A 14,831-nucleotide genomic window follows, 5' to 3' on the forward strand; every position below is an offset into this window, starting at 1 on the left:
TGGCGCCGCCCCCCACACCACGACCGACAGGCAGGCAGGACCCGAGGTGAAGCTCGACAGCATGTACCAGGAGATCATCCTGGACCACTACCGCAACCCCCACGGCAAGGGGCTGCGGGAGGCGTACGACGCCCAGGTGCACCACGTCAACCCCACCTGCGGGGACGAGATCACCCTGCGGGTCAAGATCGGAGCGGGCGCCGACGGCTCCCCGCTGGTCGAGGACGTCTCCTACGAGTCCCAGGGCTGTTCGATCAGCCAGGCCAGCGCCTCGGTGCTGAACGACCTGGTGGTCGGCCGGCCGGTGGCCGCGGCGAACGTGACCGGCGAGGCGTTCCTGGCGCTGATGCAGTCCAAGGGCCAGGCCGAACCGGACGAGGACGTGCTGGAGGACGCCGTGGCGTTCGCCGGCGTCTCCAAGTACCCGGCCCGGGTCAAGTGCGCCCTGCTGAGCTGGATGGCGTTCAAGGACGCCACCTCCCAGGCCCTGGCCGCCACGGCCGGCAACACGAAGGAGTAGTAGGCGTGACCGAGCACACCAACCCCGCCGACGGCGGCGCCACCGGGGCCCCCGCGGCCGAGGCGGCCGGGCCGGCCGGCGGCGAGGCGGCGTCCGGCGGCGGTGTCGCCCTGGCCACCGTCGAGGAGGTCACCGAGGCGCTGTACGACGTGGTGGACCCGGAGCTGGGCATCGACGTGGTCAACCTGGGGCTGATCTACGGCATGCACATCGACGAGGACAACGTCGCCACCGTCGACATGACCCTGACCTCGGCGGCCTGCCCGCTCACCGACGTGATCGAGGACCAGGCGCGCAGCGCCACCGACGGCATCGTCAAGGACCTGCGGATCAACTGGGTGTGGATGCCGCCGTGGGGCCCGGACAAGATCACCGACGAGGGCCGCGAGCAGCTGCGGGCGCTCGGCTTCAACGTCTGAGACCCGTGACGGCGGTACGACGAGTGGGGGCGGCCTTTGGGCCGCCCCCACTCGTCGTGTGCGCGCTCGGCCGAGCAGGGTGTCAGCTCAGCCGGCCAGGGTGTCCTCGGCCTCGGTGAAGAACTGGTCGACGGCCTCGTCCACGGTGATCTCGCCGTAGCTCAGGTCCTCGCCGATCCGCAGCAGGGACGCCTCGATGGTGCCCGCGCCGGCCGGGGGAGCCGGCGGCGCCGGGGCGAGGAACTCGGCCATCCGCTCCTCGTACTCGGCGACCATGGCGTCCACGCCCTCGAACTCCACCGCCTCCAGCTGCGCGTTGGTCGGCGGCATGCCGCGGTTGGCGCCGATGATCTTCGCGACCTCGGGGTCGTTGACCATGAAGTCGATCAGCATGGCCGCCTCGGCCGGGTGCTCGCTGCGCGCCGAGACGCTCATCAGCTGCGACGCCTTCAGGTACTGCCCGGTGCTGGCCGGGTCGAAGGTGGGCACCGGGCCCAGCGCCAGCTCGGTGGTGGTCTCGCCCGCGTACCGGGTCAGGAAGTTGTCCCAGGTGAACTCGGAGGCGGAGATGTCACCGCCGATGGGGGAGACCGGCTTCAGCTCCGTCGCCCGCTGCGGGTCCACGGTCAGGCCGTCCTCCCGCAGGTCCACCTCCTGCTGGAGGAAGTCCGCGAGCTGCTCCCGGGTGAAGCCCAGCTCGCCGTCCTCGGTGAACAGCGCGGCGCCCTGCTGGCGCAGCTGCATCTCCAGGGCGTAGAAGACGCCGGCGTAGCCGGAGCCGCCCTTGATGTCGGTCTCCGCGTCGATGCGCTCGAACGCCTCCCAGTACTGCTCCCAGGTCCACCCCACCTCCGGCATCGGGGCGCCGGCCTGCTCGAACACCGCCGGGTTGTAGATCAGGGAGAAGACGTTGCCGCCCACCGGGACGCCGTAGAGGGCGCCGTCGATCCGTCCGGCGTCGGCGAGGCCGCCGCGGAAGTCGTCGGTGTTGAGGTTCTCCGCGGCCTCGCCCTGGGAGAGGTCCAGCAGTACGCCCTTGTCCGCGTACTCGCGCAGATAGGCCATGTCCATCTGGATGACGTCCGGCTCGCCGCCGCCGGCGGACTCGGTGGCGAGCTTCTGCCAGTACGCCTCGAACTCGGAGAAGCTCGGCTGGACGTCGATGTTCGGGTTCCGCTCCTCGAACAGGTCGATGGCCTGCTGCACCAGCTCGGCGCGGTCGGCGTTGCCCCACCAGGTGTAGCGGATGGTCACGGTGCCGTCCCCGCCGCTGTCACCACCGCTGCAGGCGGTTCCGGTGGCCAGCAGCGCCAGCGCCGCCAGGCCGACCATCCCGGCCCGACGGACGCGCGCCGCGCCTCGTCTGCCTCCACTCATCTCCACGCCTTCCTCCGACTCTGCAGGTGCGAGCACGGGCGGTGCACACCGCCCTGTGGCGTTGAAACGTTGCATTAGGTCGTGGGCTCGTCAATGGGGTTGGACGGTCGCGATTCGGTTTCGGTCCTCTCCCAGCCGCATCCGAGCAGGTCAGATGGTGTGCACCGGCTGGCCTCCTGTGGACATGCCGTGCGGCTGACCGTTTCAGAAGAGCGCCTTCGCGGGGCTGCGGCGGCCACCGCGCCGCACGCGACGGCGCCCGGCCGGTGCCCGGCCGACGCGTGCGCGGCGCGTCCCCCACGTGACCGAACCGGCACGACGACCGGCTGCCTGGCGGCCTTTCATCGGGCAGGATGGGCGGCGGACCACCCGACGAGAGGACCGTCTGTGTCGACAGACAGCCCCCCGCTGATCCCCGGCCCCGCCCCCACCCCGCTCACCCCCACCCCGCTCACCCCCACCCCGCTCACCGGCACGCCGTTCCCGGGCGTCGGTGCGGCCCGGCGCCGCCGGCTGGAGCGTGCCGTCGCGCCGGTGCTGCTGGTCCTCGCGCTGGTGTGCTCCAACGGGGTCCTGGTCGCCGCCCCCTGGCTGCTCAGCAGCGCCCCGCTGCTGCTGCTCACCCTCCGCCCCGGGCCGGAGTCGCTGCTGCTGGCCGGTGCCCAGGCGCCGTTCGTCGCCGCGCTGCTGCTCGGCTCGGCGACCCGGATCCTCATCGACACCAGCTACTTCCTGGTCGCCCGACACCACGGCACCCGGGTCGCCGCCCTGGTCCGCCCGGGGCGCGGGCTGCTCGGCGTGGTGGACGGGATGCGGACCCGGCGCGGGCTCCTCGCCCTGTCCACCGTGTACTCCGGGACCCCGGTGGTGATCGCCCTCGGCCTCGGCAGTTGCCGCCTGCGGCACTTCCTGGCCTGCTCGGCCACCGGAACCGTGGCCTCCACCGCCGGCTACCTGGCCGCCGCGCACGGCCTGGCCGCCCAGTTCGGCGCGGTGGTGTCGTGGATCGAGGACCACCGCCTGCTGGTCGCCGCCCCGGTGGCCGTCCTCGCGCTGCTCGGCGTCGGCCGCCTCCTGCTCCGCCTGCGCAGCACGGTGCGGACCGGGGCGCGCTGACCCGACCCGGGCCCCGCGCGCGGCCGACTGCTTGCGGCCGGGGCCCGACGGGTGAGAATGGAAGGGCGGGGCCTCGGGGAGAATCGGGGAGACCGATGTCACCCACAACTCAGCAGCCGCAGCGGAACGCCCCCGGAGCACTGGTGAACGGGCTGGTGGTCTTCGCGTCCGTGATGTTGATCGTCGGCGGCGTGCTCGACGTCCTCCGCGGCATCATGGCGATCGCCGAGGACGAGATCTTCGTGAGCACCCCGGACTACACGTTCGCGTGGGACGTGACCGGTTGGGGGTGGGCGCACCTCCTCCTGGGAGTCCTCGCCGTGGTGGTCGGCATGGGCCTGTTCGCGGGCCGCCTGTGGGCGCGCGTCCTGGGCGTGGTGATCGCGGCGGTGCTGCTGGTGGCCAACTTCCTGTCGCTGCCCTACTACCCGATCTGGTCGATCGTGCTGATCGCGTTCTACGTCCTCGTCATCGGGGCTTTGTGCGAGCAGCGACGCGACGACTCCTGACAGCCATCGCCCGCGCCGAGTGCGCGGACCTACCGCCGGGCTCGCGGGAAGGCCGGCCGTGAGGAGAGGCGATGTACGAGCATCTTCTGCTGGCGTACGACTATCCGGTGCTGGGCGCCTTCTGGACGGTGATGTGGGTCTTCCTGTGGGTCATGTGGTTGTTCCTGCTCTTCCGGGTGGTCACCGACGTCTTCCGGGACCACTCCCTGGGCGGGTGGGCGAAAGCCGGCTGGCTCGTCTTCCTGATCCTGATCCCCTTCCTGGGCGCCCTGGTGTACGTGATCGCCCGTGGCCGGGAGATGGGACGGCGGGAGAACGAGCGCGCGCAGCAGCAACTGGAGGCGGTGCACAGCTACTTCCGGCAGACCGCCGCCGAGGCGGGGGGCACCAGCGAGGCCGAGCAGCTGACGCGGCTGTCCGAGCTCAAGGCACGAGGGGACATCTCCGAGACCGAGTTCGCGCGCGCCAAGGAGAAGATCCTGCACTGAGCGTTGTTGCTGGCACGGCGGCCACTGCGTCACCCGATCGACGTCTTCATGGTGCGCCGGCCCGGTGCGGGCGGGCCCCCGCGTCAGGTCACCAGGCCCTGGCGGTAGGCGTAGACGACTGCTTGGACGCGGTCGCGGAGGCCGAGCTTGGTGAGGATGCGCGAGACGAAGGTCTTGACGGTCTCCTGGCTGATCACCAGCGTCGCGGCGATCTCGCTGTTGGACAGGCCGTCCGCGATGAGGCGGAGGACCTCCATTTCGCGGGGGGTCAGCGGGATGTCGCGCGGGGCCACCTCGGCGGGCCGGATGCGGGCGGCGTACCGGCCCACGAGCTGACGCGTGACCTCGGGGTCCAGCAGTGCCGCGCCGGTGGACACGGTCCGGATCCCGTGGAGCAACTGGGCCGGCGGCGCGTCCTTGAGCAGGAACCCGCTCGCCCCCGCGCGCAGCGCCTCGTAGACGTACTCGTCCAGGTTGAACGTGGTCACCACGAGCACCTTGACAGGACACGCCACCCCGGCACCGGCCAGCAGCCGGGTGGCCTCGATGCCGTCGAGCACCGGCATGCGCACGTCCATCACCACGACGTCCGGGCGCAGTTCGGCGGCGAGGTCCACGGCGGTCTGCCCGTCCGCGCACTCGCCGACCACCTCCAGGTCGGGCTGGGCGTCGATGATCGTCACCAGCCCGGTGCGGATCAGTAGCTGGTCGTCGCAGACCAGCACCCGGAGCGGCGCGCTCACGACGGGCTCCCCGCGGGTATCCGCGCCCGGACGACGAAGCCGCCGCCGGTTCGCGGGTGGGCGCTGAATTCGCCGCCCAGGACGTCGACCCGCTGGCGCAGGCCGGCCAGGCCCCGGCCGCTCCCGCCGGGGGACGGGACCCGCGAGCCGGAACCGTCCGTGCTGACCTCCACGGTGATCTCCTTGGCGCCGTGGCACACCCGGACCGAGGTGCGGCTGCCGTGGGCGTACTTGAGGGCGTTCGTCAGGCACTCCTGCACCACCCGGTAGGCCACCAGGTCGGCGCTGCCCGTCGACTCGGCCGGCGTGCCCTCCTCGGTGAACTCCACCGGCTGCCCGGCCGAGCGCGTCTGCTCCACGAGCGTGAGGAGCCTGCCGACCGGCGGCGTCCTGGGCTCGGTCGGCTCCGCCGTTCCGGTGCCATGGTCGGGGTTGAGCAGGTCGAGCAGGTGCCGCAGGTCGGTGATGGCCCGTCGGCCGGTGTCGGTCACGGCGGTCAGGGCATGGTCGAGCCGGTCGGGCGCGGCCGTCAGGTAGCGTGCCGCCTCGGCCTGCACGACCATCGCCGTCACGTGGTGGGTGACCACGTCGTGCAGTTCACGGGCGATGCGGGCGCGTTCGGCGGCGCGGGTGTCCTCGGCGACGCGACGACGGTGTTCGGCCTCCGCGGCCCGGGTGGAGCGCAGCCACGCCCCGGCACCCCAGCCGAAGGCCAGTACCAGGTAGAACGTGACGAACTCGCTCGGCGGTTCGCCCGGGCCGAGCCGGAGGAGGGCGAGGGACAGCACTACGTACGCCGCGGAGAACAGCAGTGCGGCGGCGCGCCGGTGCGGTTCCAGATGACATCCCGCGCTCACCAGCGCGACCAGCAGCGCGGTGCCCGCGACCGAGTGGTAGCCGCGCAGCTGGTCGACTGCGAAGCCGAGCGACACCAGGGTGAGGCAGAGGAGGGGCCAGCGCCGGCGCAGGGCGAGCGGGAGGCATTCGAGGAGGACGGCCACGGTGGCCAGCCCGTCGAAGGGCCGGGGCGGCATGCCACCGAACTGCGTTCCGTGGCTGTCGAACGCCGGCAGGAGCGACAGGGACAGGAATAACAGGCCGAGGGGAAGGTCCTGGACTGTGACGTCGAGTCGGCGCCACAGCACCGGGACCCTCCGAAGACTGATCACCGGGCGAGTGTAGCGGCGGCGACGGTTCGGTCGGCGCGCCCGCGGAACGGCACCAGACGGCCGCGCCGGCGGGCCAGCCACAGGAACACGAGCGTCATCAGCGCGCCGAAGAGCACCGCGTACACGCTTCCCTCCGGCCCGAAGTCTCCGCCGGTGATGAGTTGCGGGCCGGACGTCGTCGCGTCCAGCAGTCCCTGCGAGGCGCCGTTGCCGGACACTTCGGCGCTGAAGATGCCGGCCGCGGCGAAGTTCCAGCCGAAGTGCAGGCCGATCGGCAGCCACAGGCTGCGGGTGGCCGCGTACGCGGCGGCGAGCATGCCGCCGGCCTGGATGGCGATGGCGACGGCTCCCCACCACGTGGCGTCCGGATTGACCATGTGCGCCAGGCCGAACAGCGCACCGGTCAGCGTCAGCGCGATCCAGGTGCCGACGCGCTCCTCCACGATCCGGAACAGGATGCCGCGGAAGAGCAGTTCCTCCGTCACGGCGGCGGCGGCCATGAAACCGAACAGCCCCACCGCGCCCGTCACCGACCCTCGGCCGTGGACGTCGTAGTGCCCGAGCCAGGCGAGGTTCGCCATGACGGCCCCGAACATGGCGACTCCGATCAGCGCGCCCCGGCCGATCGTGGGCCCGGCGCCCTTCCGGGCCACCTCCGTGGACGGGCGGTGTTCGGTCCGCCGTACCACCCAGCCGTAGACGAGCACCGCGAGCACGGCTGTGGCGACGCCCAGGGCCAGCGTGAGCCACGCGTTGTCCCGCACCGCGGCAACACCCTGGCTGCCGATGGCCGCGACGGCCGCGACGGCCAGGAACTGCCAGACCAGTCTCATGAGGAATCCCCCCGTCAGTTTCGCGACCGGAGCGTCGCGACTGTGCGGAACGCTACGGATTCGGCGACCCGGAATCGTCACCCTGCGGTGGACACCTGCGCGTGGCCCGCACGGGGAACATGCGCCCGTGGAGGCTGTCCCCCGTGCGAGCTACGGATGGGAGTCCACCGCCGGGTGACGACTCCGGGGTGCCGAATCCGTAGGTTGGGGATGTGTGCGAACCACACGCGCGTGGGGAGCGTGTTCCGGCCGGGTGCCCTGGAGAAGCGACAGCTGGACGCTGTGACCATGACCGCGCTTCCACGGGCGACAACGGGAGAGGAAACTCATGAAACTGGCGGTCAGGACTGCGGTATTGGGAGCAGTCATCGCCTCCACCGCCGTACTGGCGACTCCGGGAACCGCGGTGGCCGACTACAACGCCTGTGCACCGGGCAAAATCTGTCTCTTCGACGGCCACAACGGCACCGGGGACGTCCTGCAGCTCGATCCGGTGGACATCCCCAACATCGGCCTGGCGTGGAACGATCGGGCCAGCTCGATGTGGAACCGCAGCGGCGGTCAGGCCTGCATCTGGCTCGATGCGGACTACTACGGCTGGCCCTACAGCGTCCCGGCGGGCGCGCAGCAGGAACTCCTGTACCTGTACGACAACGCCGTGACCTCCATCTCGGTCAGTGGCTGCGGAGGCTGAGCCGGCTGGTCGACCGTTCGTGCGAGGCGCGCGAAGCAGGCACGATCGGGCATTCATACAGGTCCTCAGGGCGGCCGAAGTGAATGCGAATACGCTGAAAGATCAGTAAGGTGTCCTTACTGTATCGCCACCAAGAAAGGTGACTTCAATGGCCGGAGAACGCCAGCGTTCACTGTTGGCAGCAGGCACGATGGCAGTCGTCGTCGTTGGCTCGTTATTCCTCGGCGCCGGGACTGCGAGTGCGGCGTCGTGCCCGGAGTCCCGCCGCTACGCGACGGCCGTCGAGGCCAACTTCCATCTATTCGACACCGGCGGGTACACCCGCCCCCAGGCGGACGGCCTGGTGGACATGGAGGACATGAGGCGCGTCGCCTACGAAGGATCCGCCCTCTCCCAGGTCCGAGAGGCTGCCAGGTACTTCTACGAGAATCCCGCGGAATTCAGGCACATGGATGGCATCCGGGACGGTTGGCGGACCGACGGTCTCGTGACCCGCGACGATGTCAACGCGGCCATCGACTACTGGACGAACGAATGCGGGGAATCCGGGAATTGCCCGACCTCTCGCCACAACGCGACGGTCGTCCGGAACAACTTCCATGCATTCGACACCGGCGGGTACACCCGCCCCCAGGCGGACGGCCTGGTGGACATGGAGGACATGAGGCGCATCGCCTACGGGGGAGCCGCCCCCTACGAGCTCCGCGAGGCTGGCAGGTACTTCTACGAGCATCCCGCGGAATTCAGGCACATGGATGGCATCCGGGACGGTTGGCGGACCGACGGTCTCGTGATCCGCGACGATGTCGACGCGGCCCTCCAGTACTGGGCGAACGAATGCGGGTAAGCGATTCGCCGTCACCGACGGCCTAGAGCCTGCTGTTGACCGGAACCCCGCCACCCGCCCGCGCTTCGCGGGCGGGTGGCGGGGTTCGGCCGGTTGGACGCCTGCGCGTGGCTCGCATGAGGTACGGAGGCCCATGGGGGCTTGTCCCCCGTGGGAGCTACGCAGGAGTGTCCACCGCCGGGGGACGACTCCGGGCCGCGACATTCGTAGCGTGGGGCGCGACAACGACAAGTCGACCCGTGAGGTTCTGATGACACATCAGCTCAGCCGTGCTCGGCGCGTATCCACCCTGATCGCCGCGGGAGTGCTGTCCGTCGGTCTCGTCGCCGTCGGTTCGACCGCATCCGCCGCGACGAGCACACCGCCGCCCGCCCCGGCCGCCGCGGTTGACAGCGGCAGCAGCCTCGTCATCCCGAGTTCGGCGGGGTTCGGGTTCGCTGTGGAGGGTGCCTTCGCCGAGAACTTGGTGGAGATCTCCGTCCTCAACCAGCAAGCGTCCATATCAAGGTTCCCCGGCGCCCACTCCATCGTCGACGACTGGGTGGCGAGTATGAACGACCCGCGGGAGCCGCTGAAGCGCTATGTCACCATCTACGTATTCGACTATATGGGAAACATCGTCAGGGGGTACGAGCTGACGTACCCGCGCATCACGAAGATCGTCCATGGCAGCGGCGGCGCCCAGCGGATCGAATTCACCTACCAGGACCAGATAATTCTCTGAGGCCCTAGCTGCATGGCCGGCCGGGCGGTGCCCGGCCGGCCATGCCGGCTGTCCCCGTATCGGCGGACGCGTAGCGGCTGGGTGGTTCAGGGGGCGTGCTCCGGTGGTGGGGCGTCGCGGGTGACCAGGGGGTGTGGCCCGCCGTCGTAGAGCAGCGCGATGTGGGCGGGCATGTGCCGGATGCCTTCCGCCGCGCGGACGCGCCGCGCCTCCTCCATGGAGAGGACGTCGCACACGTACTCGGCGGCGACCCACATGGAGGTGACGAGGTAGGGCGGGAGGTGCAGGGGGGTGGAGGGGTGCCATTCCCCGGCGTCCACCAGCACGACGTCGGTGGGTGGGAGGTTCCGGACGGGGTTGGCCGCGTGGGTGTCGTAGACCAGGGGGCGGGAGGCGGTGAAGTCGAGACCGGTCTCGGTGTGGAGGAGTTGAGAGGCGAGGTTCCACAGGGGGCCCGGGGTGAGGACGGGGCCGCCGGGGAGGCGGAACCGGTGGGAGTCGTAGGGCTGGACGGCGAGGACGCTGCCCCGGTGGTCGGTCGCGAGGAGGGAGAGGTAGAGGGCGGGGCGGGGGGAAGGGTGGGGGGTCATGCGCTTCCTCCGTTGAGGATGTGTTCGAGGGCGCGTTCTCCCCAGGCGCGGAGGCAGTCGGCGCAGCCGTAGAGGCCGGTGGCGGTGTTGCCCGGGAGGATGATGGGGGAGAGGAAGGCGACGGGGATGTTGGTTCGGCCGCAGGCGAGCCAGCAGTTGCCCAGGGGCCAGTGGCTGGTGTTCTCCAGGGTGGCCAGCATGGTTGAGCGGGTGTGGGCGGCGGGGGTCGGGATCCGGATGGGGCCCGGGATGTGGGGATAGATCATCAAAGGATCTCCCCACGTGAGCGCCGGTTCGCCTCGATGACGCGGGCCAGGAGGCGGGCACGGGCCTCGTCGGCGGTGCGTTGGGCGTCGTTGATCTCGATGAGTGCTGGCTTGAGGGCCGCGGGGCGGGTTGCCCAGGGGGAGCCGCCGTCTGGAGGGCGGACGAGCGCGTGGCCGTGCTCGTCCGTGCCTGCGTAGAAGCCTTCCCGTGCGTGGTCCACGTCGACCACGCGTTCACCGATTCGCATCGGCACACTCCTGACTCGCAGTCACCGGCCGCACGAGGGCGCACCGGCAGGACCGTCGGTCACGGCATGTGAGCGAAAGGTGACCGACATCACCAGGATGCAGGACTCGGGACATCATGTCTACATCCCTAGGATGTTCACTGAACATCCGTCACCGCGTGGTGTGACGGCACGGATGTGTGTCTGAGGAACCATGCCGGTCTGAGAGACTGCGGTCTCAAGCAGTGTCAGGAGGGTGAGGCGTGGCAGGTAAGGGACAGCCGCTCGTGCCGACCGTGCGCGGTCGACGTCTCGGCGTAGAACTCCGCTCACTTCGTCACCGTGCAAGACTTCAGCAGCAGGATGTAGCGGCAGAGTTGGGTGTTCACGCAGCTACCGTCGGGCGTGTTGAAGGCGGCCTCAGCGGGTCTCCTGAATTGGTGGCATCGCTGTTGAAGTTGTATGGCCTGCCTGAGCAAGACCCGCGGTTCGAAGCACTTATGACCCTCGCGCGGCAGAGAGACATTCGCGGATGGTGGCGGATGTGGGACCACGCGACGAATGCTGCTTATCGTGAATACATTGCGCTGGAGACCACCGCTACTGATGTCCTGATCTTTCAGCCCAACCTGATCCCTGGGCTGTTCCAGACTGCTGACTATGCGCGGACGATCATCAGTAGTGTTGACATGGCTCCGGCGGACAGCGTTGCGCCGCAAGTCGAACTGCGAATGGCTCGGCAGTCGGTTCTGTCCCAACCCAACGCCCCGCGAATCACGGCGATCATAGGAGCGGCGGCGCTGCAGGCCGTCATTCCGGACGGCGGCATGGAGGCCCAGGCTCGCGCGCTGGTGCATGCTGCGGCGCGGCCAAACGTCGATGTTCGTGTTCTCCCAGCCCGCACTCCCGCGCATCCTGGCCTCACTGGCGGCTTCTCACTGCTCAGGTTTGCCGAAGGGCCAGAGTTCGACGTCGTCTACATGGAGTATGCGACTGGGTCGCTGTACGTGGAGGACCCGGCGGAGGTCTCGCGGTACGCTCAGGCGCACGCGCTGTTGCTGTCTCTGGCCCTGTCGGCGGAGGCATCACGCGAGTATCTGACACGCATAGCGGAGGGTTCCAGTGAGCATCACTAACGCTTCTTCGATCGGCGCTAGCTGGCGCAGATCCAGCTATAGCGGTGGCTCTCAGGGGGAGTGTGTCGAGTGGGCACCAGGTGTCGTCCCGAATGTCATCCCTGTTCGCGACTCCAAGAACCCCGACGGCCCAGCGCTGACGTTCTCCTCCGAAGCCTGGAGGGCCTTCGTCGGCGCGGTGAAGGCCGGTCACATCTCCAGGGGCAGCGCGTGATGAGCCCAGACTTCGTGTGGATCGCGTCCAGCTACAGCGGCCCGAACAATAACTGTGTCGAGTGGGCACCGAAGGCGCTTCCGGTCGCTGTCCCTGTCCGCGACTCCAAGAACCCCGACGGCCCCACGCTGACCTTCTCCCGTCATGCTTGGGCGGCGTTCGTAGAGTCCGTCAAGTCCGGCCGTATCTCCTGAGCCCACTCCTCTAGGCAGGCGCTCGGCTGGGACTCCTCCCGGCCGAGCGCCTGTCAGCGTCCCCGCCGTCTCCCCGGCCTCGGCCGCTTCAGGAACCCCGCCATGTTGGCCCGCGCCTCATCGGAGGCGAACAACCGGCTCGACAACCGCGTCATCTCCTCCGCCCCATCCCTCAAACTCGCCAGCAGCCCCGCGTTCAGCAACCGCTTCGTCTCCCTGAGCCCCTGCGCCGAGCTCGCCTTCAACCCCGACAACACTGGCTCCATCTCGGCGTCCAGATCCTCCGCGCACCCGGTCAGCAACCCGATCTTCTCCGCCTCCACGCCATCGAACGTCTCCCCGGTCAGGAAGAACCTCGACGCCGCCCGTGGCTCCAGCCTCGGCAACAGAGTCAGCGACACCACCGCCGGAGCCAACCCGATCCTCGCCTCCGTCAGCGCGAACGACGACCCCGGCGTGGCAAAAGCCAGATCACACGCCGCAACGATCCCCAACCCCCCAGCCCGCACGGCCCCGTCCACCCGTGCGATCACCGGCCTCGGCACCTCCGCAATCTGCCGCAGCAGCGCCAGCAACCTCCGCGTCCCCTCCTCCATCCCCCCGTCCACCGCCTCCGCCAGATCCGCCCCGGAACAGAACACGTGCCCCGTGTGCGTGAGCACCACCGCCCGCAGCGCCTCGTTGCGCGCCGCCTCCGTCAGCTGCTCGTGCAGCGACGTGACCAGCGCAGCGGACAGGGCGTTCCGGTTGGCAGGAGAGTTCAGCGTGATGGTGGCGATCCCCCCCGGCCCCACCTGCGTGTGCACCGGCGGGCAGTTCGGCTCCACGCCACCCAAGGCTCCCGCGTCGTCCTCCGCGCCGCCGTTCCTGCCCATGCGCCACTCCTGTCCACGACAAGTTCGAGTCCGCCGGTAGCCGTTTGCACACTATCGGCGAGCGCCCGCGCCGGGGAACCGGTGACCGGGCGAATGGCCGCCCGCCCCACCCGCGCGGTCCCACCCGCCTCGCCCACCTCCTCGCCCCCCTCGCCCGACCAACCCCCGTCTTTCCGGATATGTCCCACACCCTTGGCGGCACCGATGCCGGGCGCTACGTTGTCCGCGCCGGTCGCAGGGGGAGACGAGGCGCATCCGACGTCGCTCCCCCCAATCCCTCCTCGCGGTGGGCCGTGCCGCTCCGGCCCCGACGCACCCACCCCAGATCAGAAGGACGCCATGAACCCCGATCCACATGGCCGTGGAGCGGTCTCCGTCGGCACCTCACTTGACGCCCTCGCCGTGGAACCGCTGATGACCGCCGAGTACGACGCCCGTCCCCACGATGTCTACGCGCGCCTGCGCGCCCAACACGGACCGGTGGCCCCGGTCGACGTGCTGGGTGTGCCGATCTGGCTGGTGCTCGGCTACCACGAGGCCCTGGAGGTCTTCCGTGACGACGCGCTGTGGCGGAAGGAACTGTTCCACTGGCGCGGCCGCACCGAAGGCAGGATCCCACCGGACTGGCCGCTGCTGCCCGCCATGGAGATCAACCACACGGTGATGGCGGACGGCCTGCGCCACCAGACGCTGCGGGACGCCTGGGAGGCCGCCCTGCGCCCCGTCCAGCAGCCCGGCCAGCGCCAGGCCCGCCAGCTCGTCGCCCACGTCCGACGGTACGCGGACCAGCTCATCGACCTGTTCGCCGAGGGCAGCGGCGGCCGCGGGACGGTGGACATCACCGCCCAGTACGCCCGCCCGCTCGCGCTCATGCTGGTCAACCGGGCGCTGGGGTTCCCGACCAGCCAGGGGGACGGCGTCATCATGGACCTGTGGGAGGTGCTGGACGCGGGTTCCGACGCGGCGGAGGCGCTGGACCGCGTCATGGCCTCGTTCACCGAACTGGTGACCCTCAAGCGGATCAGCCCGGGCGAGGACTTCCCCTCCGCCATGATGGCCGCCGCCCCCGACCTCACCGTGGACGAGCTGGCCCGCGAACTGAAGCTGCTCGGCGTGGTGATCGCGGACCATACCAGTGGCCTGATCGTCAACACCATCGCCGAGGTGGTCGGCGGCAACGCCGAGGCGCGGGCCAGCGTCTCCCAGCACATGATCGGGGAGACGGTCAACCGGGTGGCGCTGGCGATCCCGCCGATGTCCAACACCAGCTTCCGCTTCCCCGTCACGGACGTCCGCCTGGGCGGGCACACCATAGCCGCCGGCGACCCGGTGATGATCTCCATGGCCGCCGCGCACGCCGACCCCCTCTTCACCGGCGGACTCGACTCCGGCGCGCTGACGAGCTCTCGCGCCCACCTCGCCTGGGGCGCGGGGCCGCACCACTGCGTCGGGCGGGTGATGGCGACCGCCATCGTCGAGACGGCGGTGCGCCGGCTGTTCGAGCGGTGCGCGACCCTGGAGCCGACGATGTCGGCGGACGAACTGCCGTGGCGGTCCTCCCCGTTCATGCGCGGCCTGCGCTCGCTTCCGGTGCGCTTCGAGCTGGCCGAGACGCGCCCGGCGGCCGACGACCCGGATCCGGAGCCGCACGCCACCTCCCCCGGCGCGGTCGAGGCGGCGACCGAGCCGGGCGGCGGCTTCGCCTCCCTCTGGCGCTTCCTGCGAGGGCTGCGGCGCGGCCGGTGACCCGTCGGAGCGTCCGCGCGCTCGGGTGAGCGGGCCATGGTCTGGGGAGCCCACGGCGCGTAGCATCCGGTGAACGCCCTCCCGCCTGGCGTGGCCTGCGGCACAGGCCACCCCCGCCGCCGACGGGAGGGAGGAGCCTGGGAA

General features: G+C 70.2%; 20 protein-coding genes. 12 read left to right on the forward strand and 8 right to left on the reverse strand.

The features are described 5' to 3' along the window. Positions 1 to 46 precede the first annotated feature (46 nt). Together sufU and FHU37_RS21235 are read left to right on the forward strand one after the other, a co-directional pair. Positions 47 to 520 (forward strand): Fe-S cluster assembly sulfur transfer protein SufU, encoded by a 474-nt coding sequence (gene sufU / locus FHU37_RS21230; protein ID WP_179815712.1) that lies wholly within the window; start codon positions 47 to 49, stop codon positions 518 to 520. 110 nt (positions 521 to 630) lie between these two features. After that, entirely contained in the window at positions 631 to 939 is a 309-nt protein-coding gene (locus FHU37_RS21235) for a metal-sulfur cluster assembly factor (protein WP_179816452.1), read from the forward strand. Positions 940 to 1,026: 87 nt separating this feature from the next. On the opposite strand, the gene FHU37_RS21240 is transcribed toward FHU37_RS21235, so the two are convergent. Beyond that, entirely contained in the window at positions 1,027 to 2,316 is a 1,290-nt protein-coding gene (locus tag FHU37_RS21240; protein WP_246450035.1) for an ABC transporter substrate-binding protein, read from the reverse strand. Between the two features lie 387 nt (positions 2,317 to 2,703). On the opposite strand from FHU37_RS21240, the gene FHU37_RS21245 reads away from it, so the two are divergent. From FHU37_RS21245 to FHU37_RS21255, 3 genes are all read left to right on the forward strand, one after another. Then, on the forward strand, positions 2,704 to 3,432 hold the full coding sequence (locus tag FHU37_RS21245; RefSeq protein WP_179815713.1) for a hypothetical protein: 729 nt from the start codon (positions 2,704 to 2,706) through the stop codon (positions 3,430 to 3,432). A 95-nt stretch (positions 3,433 to 3,527) separates the two neighbouring features. Beyond that, on the forward strand, positions 3,528 to 3,941 hold the full coding sequence (locus tag FHU37_RS21250; protein ID WP_179815714.1) for a DUF7144 family membrane protein: 414 nt from the start codon (positions 3,528 to 3,530) through the stop codon (positions 3,939 to 3,941). Positions 3,942 to 4,012: 71 nt separating this feature from the next. Further along, on the forward strand, positions 4,013 to 4,429 hold the full coding sequence (locus FHU37_RS21255; protein WP_179815715.1) for an SHOCT domain-containing protein: 417 nt from the start codon (positions 4,013 to 4,015) through the stop codon (positions 4,427 to 4,429). Positions 4,430 to 4,512: 83 nt separating this feature from the next. Here the strand turns inward: FHU37_RS21255 and FHU37_RS21260 are convergent, their stop codons facing one another. From FHU37_RS21260 to FHU37_RS21270, 3 genes are read right to left on the reverse strand one after another with little or no spacing between them, the layout of a single operon-like run. Then, positions 4,513 to 5,172 carry a response regulator gene (locus FHU37_RS21260; protein ID WP_179815716.1) on the reverse strand — a complete coding sequence of 220 codons (660 nt, stop codon included), beginning with the start codon at positions 5,170 to 5,172 and terminating at the stop codon, positions 4,513 to 4,515. Then, positions 5,169 to 6,341: a sensor histidine kinase gene (locus tag FHU37_RS21265; protein WP_179815717.1), complete on the reverse strand. Its 1,173-nt coding sequence runs from the start codon at positions 6,339 to 6,341 to the stop codon at positions 5,169 to 5,171. The genes FHU37_RS21260 and FHU37_RS21265 overlap by 4 nt, the downstream gene beginning before the upstream one ends. Beyond that, positions 6,338 to 7,174, reverse strand: coding sequence for a CPBP family intramembrane glutamic endopeptidase (locus tag FHU37_RS21270; protein WP_179815718.1), 837 nt, complete (start codon positions 7,172 to 7,174; stop codon positions 6,338 to 6,340). The genes FHU37_RS21265 and FHU37_RS21270 overlap by 4 nt, the downstream gene beginning before the upstream one ends. Positions 7,175 to 7,502: 328 nt before the next feature. Between FHU37_RS21270 and FHU37_RS21275 the strand changes: the two genes are divergently transcribed. The 3 genes from FHU37_RS21275 to FHU37_RS21285 all read left to right on the forward strand — a co-directional run bounded on the left by FHU37_RS21275 (position 7,503) and on the right by FHU37_RS21285 (position 9,439). Further along, complete coding sequence (locus FHU37_RS21275; protein ID WP_179815719.1) at positions 7,503 to 7,868, forward strand: peptidase inhibitor family I36 protein; 366 nt, start codon at positions 7,503 to 7,505, stop codon at positions 7,866 to 7,868. Positions 7,869 to 8,058: 190 nt separating this feature from the next. Continuing rightward, complete coding sequence (locus FHU37_RS21280; protein WP_179815720.1) at positions 8,059 to 8,715, forward strand: hypothetical protein; 657 nt, start codon at positions 8,059 to 8,061, stop codon at positions 8,713 to 8,715. Positions 8,716 to 8,926: 211 nt separating this feature from the next. Then, the gene (locus tag FHU37_RS21285; protein WP_179815721.1) at positions 8,927 to 9,439 is read left to right on the forward strand and encodes a hypothetical protein; all 513 of its coding nucleotides are present in this window, start codon (positions 8,927 to 8,929) and stop codon (positions 9,437 to 9,439) included. Positions 9,440 to 9,525: 86 nt separating this feature from the next. On the opposite strand, the gene FHU37_RS21290 is transcribed toward FHU37_RS21285, so the two are convergent. From FHU37_RS21290 to FHU37_RS21300, 3 genes are read right to left on the reverse strand one after another with little or no spacing between them, the layout of a single operon-like run. Then, positions 9,526 to 10,029 (reverse strand): hypothetical protein, encoded by a 504-nt coding sequence (locus FHU37_RS21290; protein WP_179815722.1) that lies wholly within the window; start codon positions 10,027 to 10,029, stop codon positions 9,526 to 9,528. Continuing rightward, positions 10,026 to 10,295, reverse strand: coding sequence for a hypothetical protein (locus tag FHU37_RS21295; protein ID WP_179815723.1), 270 nt, complete (start codon positions 10,293 to 10,295; stop codon positions 10,026 to 10,028). The genes FHU37_RS21290 and FHU37_RS21295 overlap by 4 nt, the downstream gene beginning before the upstream one ends. Then, on the reverse strand, positions 10,295 to 10,543 hold the full coding sequence (locus FHU37_RS21300; protein WP_179815724.1) for a hypothetical protein: 249 nt from the start codon (positions 10,541 to 10,543) through the stop codon (positions 10,295 to 10,297). Before FHU37_RS21300 ends, FHU37_RS21295 begins: the two co-directional genes overlap by 1 nt. A gap of 275 nt (positions 10,544 to 10,818) precedes the next feature. Between FHU37_RS21300 and FHU37_RS21305 the strand changes: the two genes are divergently transcribed. The 3 genes from FHU37_RS21305 to FHU37_RS21315 are packed head-to-tail and all read left to right on the forward strand — an operon-like array spanning position 10,819 to position 12,066. Further along, positions 10,819 to 11,658 carry a helix-turn-helix domain-containing protein gene (locus FHU37_RS21305; RefSeq protein ID WP_312892790.1) on the forward strand — a complete coding sequence of 280 codons (840 nt, stop codon included), beginning with the start codon at positions 10,819 to 10,821 and terminating at the stop codon, positions 11,656 to 11,658. Beyond that, positions 11,645 to 11,872, forward strand: a complete 228-nt coding sequence (locus FHU37_RS21310; protein ID WP_312892703.1) for a DUF397 domain-containing protein — start codon at positions 11,645 to 11,647, stop codon at positions 11,870 to 11,872. Before FHU37_RS21305 ends, FHU37_RS21310 begins: the two co-directional genes overlap by 14 nt. Further along, complete coding sequence (locus FHU37_RS21315; RefSeq protein WP_179815726.1) at positions 11,872 to 12,066, forward strand: DUF397 domain-containing protein; 195 nt, start codon at positions 11,872 to 11,874, stop codon at positions 12,064 to 12,066. Before FHU37_RS21310 ends, FHU37_RS21315 begins: the two co-directional genes overlap by 1 nt. Before the next feature lie 53 nt (positions 12,067 to 12,119). Here FHU37_RS21315 and FHU37_RS21320 read toward each other — a convergent pair whose 3' ends face one another. Further along, positions 12,120 to 12,941 carry an enoyl-CoA hydratase family protein gene (locus FHU37_RS21320; RefSeq protein WP_179815727.1) on the reverse strand — a complete coding sequence of 274 codons (822 nt, stop codon included), beginning with the start codon at positions 12,939 to 12,941 and terminating at the stop codon, positions 12,120 to 12,122. A gap of 339 nt (positions 12,942 to 13,280) precedes the next feature. Here FHU37_RS21320 and FHU37_RS21325 point away from each other — a divergent pair, with 339 nt between their 5' ends. Further along, positions 13,281 to 14,687, forward strand: a complete 1,407-nt coding sequence (locus FHU37_RS21325; RefSeq protein WP_179815728.1) for a cytochrome P450 family protein — start codon at positions 13,281 to 13,283, stop codon at positions 14,685 to 14,687. Positions 14,688 to 14,831 lie beyond the last annotated feature (144 nt).

The sequence above is a fragment of the Allostreptomyces psammosilenae genome (assembly GCF_013407765.1).
Lineage (GTDB): Bacteria > Actinomycetota > Actinomycetes > Streptomycetales > Streptomycetaceae > Allostreptomyces > Allostreptomyces psammosilenae.

Excerpts from the sequence above, each read along its gene's own strand:
- FHU37_RS21240 (WP_246450035.1), bottom strand. The coding sequence starts at position 2,316 with ATGAGTGGAGGCAGACGAGGCGCGGCGCGCGTCCGTCGGGCCGGGATG.
- FHU37_RS21250 (WP_179815714.1), top strand. The coding sequence starts at position 3,528 with ATGTCACCCACAACTCAGCAGCCGCAGCGGAACGCCCCCGGAGCACTG.
- FHU37_RS21255 (WP_179815715.1), top strand. The coding sequence starts at position 4,013 with ATGTACGAGCATCTTCTGCTGGCGTACGACTATCCGGTGCTGGGCGCC.
- FHU37_RS21270 (WP_179815718.1), bottom strand. The coding sequence starts at position 7,174 with ATGAGACTGGTCTGGCAGTTCCTGGCCGTCGCGGCCGTCGCGGCCATC.
- FHU37_RS21275 (WP_179815719.1), top strand. The coding sequence starts at position 7,503 with ATGAAACTGGCGGTCAGGACTGCGGTATTGGGAGCAGTCATCGCCTCC.
- FHU37_RS21280 (WP_179815720.1), top strand. The coding sequence starts at position 8,059 with ATGGCAGTCGTCGTCGTTGGCTCGTTATTCCTCGGCGCCGGGACTGCG.
- FHU37_RS21290 (WP_179815722.1), bottom strand. The coding sequence starts at position 10,029 with ATGACCCCCCACCCTTCCCCCCGCCCCGCCCTCTACCTCTCCCTCCTC.
- FHU37_RS21295 (WP_179815723.1), bottom strand. The coding sequence starts at position 10,295 with ATGATCTATCCCCACATCCCGGGCCCCATCCGGATCCCGACCCCCGCC.
- FHU37_RS21300 (WP_179815724.1), bottom strand. The coding sequence starts at position 10,543 with ATGCGAATCGGTGAACGCGTGGTCGACGTGGACCACGCACGGGAAGGC.
- FHU37_RS21315 (WP_179815726.1), top strand. The coding sequence starts at position 11,872 with ATGAGCCCAGACTTCGTGTGGATCGCGTCCAGCTACAGCGGCCCGAAC.
- FHU37_RS21320 (WP_179815727.1), bottom strand. The coding sequence starts at position 12,941 with ATGGGCAGGAACGGCGGCGCGGAGGACGACGCGGGAGCCTTGGGTGGC.
- FHU37_RS21325 (WP_179815728.1), top strand. The coding sequence starts at position 13,281 with ATGAACCCCGATCCACATGGCCGTGGAGCGGTCTCCGTCGGCACCTCA.